Consider the following 6,777-nt stretch of genomic DNA (forward strand, 5'->3'; position numbering starts at 1 on the left):
CGATCTCCCCACCCCCCCCGCGGGGGGCGTCCGCCGCGCGCGCCGGCCCCCCCCCCCCCACCCCCTGTTGGGCGGGGGTTCTTTCTGGGGGGGGGCCCGCCCCCCCCCCCGCGCTTCGCGCGGCCCACGCCTGGGCAGTGCCCTCTCGGGGCGCCGCTGAGCCTCCGCCCTCGAACCGCCCCAGCGGAAACGGTGCCGCCGATCTCGTCACGTCCTCGACCAGTCCCCGAGTTCGGCGAGCAGGAGTGCCTCGGCGAAGCAAGCGCGTTCGAAGTCGGCCAGATGCAGGTTCTCGTCGGTGCTGTGGGCACGGCTGGCCATATCGCCTCCAGGGCTCGTGATGAGGACGGCGGCCTTCGGGTATGCGGCGGCGAATTCCGCGACGAAGGGGATGGCGCCGCCGCCTCCGAGATCGACCACGTCGCGGCCGAAGGCTCGCTTGTAAGCGCGGCGTGCCGCGTCAAAGGCCGGACCTCGGGTGTCGACCGCGTATGGCTGCGCGATCTCCGTCTCGGTGACCTCCACCTGCGCGCCCCAGGGCGCATGGTCGCGGAGGTGCCTGGCCAGCGCCGCACGGGCCCGTACCGCGTCGTCGCCCGGCGCGATGCGCAGGCTCACCTTGGCCCGGGCGGATGCGGTGAGGGTGTTGGCGGCTTCTGACACGGAGGGTGCGTCGATGGCCAGGACGGTCGCCGCAGGTCCGGCCCAGACCCGTTCGGCGATGCCCCCCGAGCCGAGCAGCCTGACACCGTCGAGCACACCCGCCTCGGCCCGGAACCGTTCTACGGGGTAGCGCGCCTGAGACGGGCGACCGGTGACGAGGCCGTCCACCGTGACCTGGCCGTCCTCGTCATGCAGGGTGGCGAGCAGGCGGCACAGCGCGGTGAGCGCGTCGGGAGCGGCCCCGCCGTATGTGCCGGAATGCATGCTTTCCGCCAGCGTCCGCACCTCGACGACGCAGTTGGCCATGCCGCGCAACGTGGTGGTGAACGAAGGGACGCCCGCTTCGATGTTCTCCGAGTCGGCGAGCACGATCACGTCGGCGGCGAGCCTGTCACGATACCGGTCGAGGAAGGCGCCGAGCGCCGGGGAGCCGATCTCCTCCTCTCCCTCGACGATGACGACGACACCGACCGGCGGACGCCCGCTGTGCGCCCGCAACGCGGCCAGGTGGGTGGCGATCCCCGCCTTGTCGTCGGCGGATCCGCGGCCATACAGCCGCCCACCGCTTTCGCGCGGCTCGAACGGTCCGCTCGACCACATGGCCGGATCGCCGGCGGGCTGCACGTCGTAGTGGGCGTACAGCAGCACGGTGGGACGGCCGGGTGGCGCGGGACAACTGGCGAGGATCACCGGCCGACCGCCGGGGTTGTCATCCAGGATCTTCACCTCCTGCGCGGCGCCGGCGCGGAAGAGCTGTGCCGTCAGCTCCGCGCAGCGGCGCACGTCCTCGGTCGCGGACGGGTCGGCGCTCACCGATGGGATGCGGATGAGGGCCTCGAGGTCGGCTCTTACGCCTGGCAGCACCTTCTGTACGGCGCGCCGCAGTTCATCGCTCACTGATGATCTTCCTTTCCGGTTGTGTGTCGAGCCAGGAGGGGAGAAGGGCGAGAGCCAGCACCGCAACGATCAACGCGAACCCCACCGGATACCCCACGGGCCCGGCCACGAGTCCGAACCCGACGGCGCCGATCCCCATCCCGCCGTCATAGGCGAGGTTCCATAGCGCGCTCACCCGGGCGAACGCGGACGAGGGGGACCGCGCGAGCATCAGCACCAGGGTCACGTTCTGGGCGGCGCCGAAGCCGGCACCGAAGAGCGCCGCGCCCACGATCACCGCGTAGGGGTTGTCGAGCCAGACGATCCCGGCCATCCCGATGATCGCAACGATCACCGCCGGCACCAGCAGGACGGACTGGCCGTGGCGGTCGCCGTACCGGCCTGCCGCCCACCGGGCGAGCGGCATCGCACAGGAGTGTGCGAGCAACGCCGTCGCGGCCGTCCCTTGTGAGCCGGCAGGGACCGCCAGCGGCAGGAACGTCAGCAGCACACCGGCTGCCAGCGTGATCGTCGCGAAGACGCTGACGGGTGGGGCGAGACCGGCGTGGCGCAGAGCGTGAAGGACGCCCCCATGCTGCTCGACCGGCGCCGTCCCTGCGGGCAGCCAGGGAACCCCGATGAACGCGAGCAACGCCAGCCCCGTCCCCGCGAGGAAGACCGGTCCGTAGCCGATGAGCGGAACCAGCCACAAGCCGACCGGCAGCCCCAGGATCGCGGGGATCCCGACGGCCACGCCGTACACACCCAACGCCTCGCCCCGACGCTGGGCCGGAGCCAGCTCGGCCACCATGGCGGGGCCCACCACGACCACGATGGCCAGGCCGGCCCCGCGCGCCAGGCTCATGGCCAGCACCGTCGGCAACGCAGAGGACAGGACCAGCAGGGCCGAGGAGGCGCCGAGCAGAAGGACGCCCAGTGCCGTGCCGACGCGGTAGCCGTACCGAGCCAGCAACGTCGGCATGATCAGTTCCATGAGTACTGTCGCCAGCATGGTGACGCCGGTGGACAGCCCCGCGCCCATATTCCCCGAACCACCTGATGCCACATACAGCGGGACGATCGGGAAAAGCAGGTAGAAGCCCGTCATCGAGGCGAGCGAGGTCATCCCCAGGATGACCATCGGACGGCTGAGCAGCGGTTGCGCACCGGTTTGGATCACCGGGCCAGCTTCGTCGCAATGGCGGCCGGACGTATCGGGCGAATACCCGATCCGGCATCCCTAGTTTTCATCCGTATCTGCGAGTCTGTGTCCATGGTCTTCGTAGGCAGGGACGCGGAGCTGGCCGTTCTGGGGGAGGCCTACACACATGTCCGAGAAGGCTCTTCCTCCACCGTGCTGCTTGGCGGCGAAGCCGGGGTGGGCAAGACCCGGCTGATCGCTGAGTTCGCGGCGCCGCTGACGGGAGAGGCGTGGCTGCTCTCGGGCGACTGCCCCCAGGTGGGCGAGAACGGCCTGGCGTTCGCGCCGTTCACCGCCATGCTGCGCCACCTGCTGCGCAAGATCGGTGCGGAAGACTTCGTCCGCCTCCTGCCCCGTGGCGAGCCCGGTGAGCTGGGCAGGCTGCTCCCGCTCCTGGGTCGGCCCGCCGGCGACGGCGATCCCACCCTGACACAGGCACGGCTCTTCGAAGAGATTCTCACCCTCTTCGAGAACCTCGCCGAGGACCGGCCCTTGGTGGTCGTCGCCGAGGACGTGCACTGGAGCGATCGGTCCAGCCGGGAGCTGCTCGACTTCCTCGTCAGAAACCAGCAGGCGGCCGCCGCCTTCCTCCTGGTTGTGACCTACCGGAGCGACCACCTGCACCGGACGCATCCGCTCCGCCCAGTGCTGGCCGAATGGGATCGTAGGCCGTGGACGACCCGGATGGAGCTTGGCCGGCTCGGCAGGGGCGAGGTGGTCCGTCAGCTCCGCGGCCTGCTCGGCGGCGAGCCGGCCCCCGCGGTCATCGAGGACGTCTTCCGGCGCAGCGAGGGTAACCCGCTGTTCGTCGAGGCGCTGTCAGTCCGGGCGGGCGCGTCGGTTCCCGTGTCCATTCGCGACCTGCTGATCACGCCGCTCGACAGGCTGCCGCAGGAGACACGGCGGGTAGTCCAGGCTGCGGCCGTCGGCGGCGCCCGAGTCAGCCACGCGCTGCTGCGCACCGTCACCCGGTTGGACGACGCCTGTCTCACCGACGCGCTGCGCCCAGCGGTTGGCGCGAACCTTCTCCTGATCGAGGAGGAGGCGTACGCGTTCCGTCATGCGCTGATCCAGGAGGTGCTCTACGACGACGTGCTTCCCGGAGAACTGGGGCACCTTCACGAACGCTATGCCGAAGCCCTGGAGACGGACCCGGAGCTCGCCCCACTGGGCCGGGCGGCGTACGAGTCCGCCCTGCACTGGCACGCCGCCAAGCGCCAACCCGCCAAGACACTGGCGGCCGCTCGCCGCGCCGCCGCGGAGGCCGCGGCGTCCCTGGCGCACGCGGAACAGCTGCACATGCTGCTTCGCGTGCTGGAGCTGTGGGAACAGGCGCCCGATCCGGCCACATCCAAGGCTGACGTGCTCGACGCAGCGGTACGCGCCGCCATCGCCGCAGGGGAGAACTCGACCGCCGTCCAACTGGTCGAGACAGCGCTCTCGGCCGATGTCGATCCTGCGCGTGCCGGCTGGCTGATCGCCCACCGCGGCGAGCTGCGCCACCTCCTCGGCATGCCGGGCGACCTGGACGATCTGCGCGAAGCCGCTCGTCTGACACCGTGCGAGCATCCGGCACGCGCGACCGTACTCAATCTGCTCGCCAATCGCCTCCTCACGGTCCCCCTGGAAGCCGAAGGCCGCGTCGTCGCCCGCGAGGCGTTGGAAGCGGCGCAGGCTGCGGGCGATGCCAAGGCTGAGGTCATCGCCACCGTCAACCTGACGTACGCGCAGGCACGCGCCGGCGACCTCGACGCCCAGCTGCCTCACCTGATCGACGCCCAGGCGACGGCCCGCCGCATGGGCGACCAGGGCGCGCTCCTGCACGCCTATCGCTGTGAGGCGGACGTCCTGCAGGGCGTCGGCAGGTACGCCGAAGCGGCCGATGCGGCCCGCCAGGGACTCGCCGCCGCCACTCGGTCGGGTCTCGCCCGTACAGCGGGTCCGATCCACGCGGGCAACCTCGCGGAGGCGCTGATCGCGCTGGGCCGGTGGGAGGAGGCCGCCGAGATCGTCGAGCACGCCCTGCGTGTCACCCCGACACTCAGCCTTCGCGCGTACCTGATGGTGCTGGCCGGCACGATCGCGCTGGCCAGAGGCGACCTTGGAGGCGCCGAGGATGCCGCGGTCCATGCCCGCGAAGTCTTCACCAGAGGCACGTTCTATGCCCAGGATCACCTCTTGCTGGTGCGTATGGAGGTGGATCTCCGCAAAGCACAGGGGCGTACGGCCGACGCCGCGCGACTCGTGGAGGAGGCACTGATCAGCGGAAAAACGAGCCCACGCTACCTATGGCCGGTAATCGAAGCGGGCGCCTCTCTACCCGTGCCCGGCCTGCCCGAGACCGCGGCCGCGCTGCCGGTGATCGGGCCCGTCCAAGAAGCCCACCGCCTCGCCTTCACCGCCGAGACCGGACAGCCAGATCTCTGGCCGTGCGTCGCGGCCGCGTGGACGGATCTTCGCCAGCCGTACCCTCAGGCTCTGGCCCTGCTGCGAGCCGCGGAACACGCCGCGGAAGCGGGAGACCGCTCCGCGGCCTCCTCCCATCTGACCAACGCCGCCCGGGAGGCGGATCGCCTGCGAGCAGAGCCCTTGAGCGCCCGAATCGAACGGCTGGCACGCCTGGCTCGGATTCCCCTCGTGGCGCAGGGCGAGACCGACCCGGCCGAGGAGCGCGTTTTCGGCCTCACGCCGCGCGAGCGGGACGTGCTGCGCCTGCTCGCCGACGGCCGTACCAACCGACAGATCGCCGAGGAGCTGTTCATCTCGGTCAAGACGGCGGGCACGCACGTGAGCAACATCCTCGCCAAGCTCGCCGTACGCAGCCGCGTCCAAGCCGCCACGGCTGCCCACCGGCACGGATTGATCTAAGGCCTGTACGGACTTCGGATCTTCAGATCACTTCTCAACTTCGTGCCGGCCGCGGTCCATAGATCCGGCGGCCGGTGGATCGAACACGCGACACTCCTGGGTCGAGCGGACTGCGTATGCTGATTCATGCCTTTGTCATAAAGCTTTATGTCATGGAAATTCGGATAATCGATGCCGACTTTCCGGACAAGGCGGTGGTGTGCGCGGCTTTCCGGACCGTGGCGGCCTTCTTTCGTTGAAGAGCGTCGACGGATCCACAGTATGTTTACAGTGTGTGAACTCCCGCTATTTTCCACTGAGGACCGCACCGACCCAGCGCGACGACGGCGACCAGCGCGTTTTCGGCTGGAGTACCGAGGCCCCGGCCTTGCACACCCGCTACCGTCTGGAATGGCGATTCAAAGCTCGGAGTGAGGAGACAACCGGGTGACCTCTCAGCTTCCCAGTCAGCGTATGTGCGACCTTGGCGTTGTTCAGATCGGCGCACCCATCCTCGCCAGGACTGCCCGCCGTCTCGTGTTGCCTGCCAAGCAGCAGACTGCTCGGCAGGCTGTCCAGTAACTTCAGGCTGCCATGAACCGCATTGCCCAAGTGCATGACTTTTCCGGCAAGGGTATGGGGCTGGCCGCTCCACAAATTGACCTCGACCATGCCATTGCCGTTGTCCGGTCTGCCCTGCGTGACAGTGCTGACGAGTCCATAGTGTTGATCAATCCGCGTATCACTTTCGTTTCGTCCGAAACGGATGAAAAGCATGAAGGCTGCCTGTCGTTTTTCGACGTACGTGGTCTGGTTCCGCGCCCGCTTCAGATCACCGTTGAAAGCCAGACTCTCAGCGGTGAAACACGTGTTGAGTGCTACGAACATGGTCTTGCGCGGCTGATCGCCCACGAGATTGATCATCTTGATGGGCTGCTGTACAACAGCCGCATGAGGCCAGGAGTTGCCCCGATTCCCGTCGCCGAATACCGAGGAACCGGGCGGGCATGGGCGTACTGATTTGGCGAGGAAACCGATGATCTTCGCACTCTGAGGACGCTTAATCGGGATCGATCTTTTGGATCTTGGCTTGGTATCCCGACGACCTCGACGATGATGTACGGCCACGTGGACACCCACGCCCACTGGGTGCGGCACATTCAGCTGATCCGCCGCATGCAGGAGGAGAC

The 6,777-nt window shown here is 68.8% G+C and carries 4 protein-coding genes; 2 read left to right on the forward strand and 2 right to left on the reverse strand.

What is annotated here, in order from left to right; translation table 11 throughout:
* Window positions 1–207: 207 nt before the first annotated feature.
* Both AB0395_RS47280 and AB0395_RS47285 read right to left on the reverse strand, forming a co-directional pair.
* Window positions 208–1,560 carry a M20/M25/M40 family metallo-hydrolase gene (locus AB0395_RS47280; protein ID WP_366294681.1) on the reverse strand — a complete coding sequence of 451 codons (1,353 nt, stop codon included), beginning with the start codon at window positions 1,558–1,560 and terminating at the stop codon, window positions 208–210.
* Window positions 1,550–2,719 (reverse strand): MFS transporter, encoded by a 1,170-nt coding sequence (locus AB0395_RS47285; protein ID WP_366294683.1) that lies wholly within the window; start codon window positions 2,717–2,719, stop codon window positions 1,550–1,552. Before AB0395_RS47285 ends, AB0395_RS47280 begins: the two co-directional genes overlap by 11 nt.
* Window positions 2,720–2,812: 93 nt before the next feature.
* On the opposite strand from AB0395_RS47285, the gene AB0395_RS47290 reads away from it, so the two are divergent.
* Both AB0395_RS47290 and AB0395_RS47295 read left to right on the forward strand, forming a co-directional pair.
* A complete protein-coding gene (locus AB0395_RS47290) occupies window positions 2,813–5,608 on the forward strand; it encodes an AAA family ATPase (protein WP_366294685.1) in 2,796 nt (931 codons plus the stop codon).
* A 573-nt stretch (window positions 5,609–6,181) separates the two neighbouring features.
* On the forward strand, window positions 6,182–6,607 hold the full coding sequence (locus tag AB0395_RS47295; protein ID WP_366294686.1) for a peptide deformylase: 426 nt from the start codon (window positions 6,182–6,184) through the stop codon (window positions 6,605–6,607).
* Window positions 6,608–6,777: the final 170 nt, after the last annotated feature.

The organism is Streptosporangium sp. NPDC051023, from assembly GCF_040689595.1.
GTDB lineage: Bacteria > Actinomycetota > Actinomycetes > Streptosporangiales > Streptosporangiaceae > Streptosporangium.

Coding starts and splice junctions, on each gene's coding strand:
- AB0395_RS47290 (WP_366294685.1), top strand. CDS start 2,813: ATGGTCTTCGTAGGCAGGGACGCGGAGCTGGCCGTTCTGGGGGAGGCC.
- AB0395_RS47295 (WP_366294686.1), top strand. CDS start 6,182: ATGAACCGCATTGCCCAAGTGCATGACTTTTCCGGCAAGGGTATGGGG.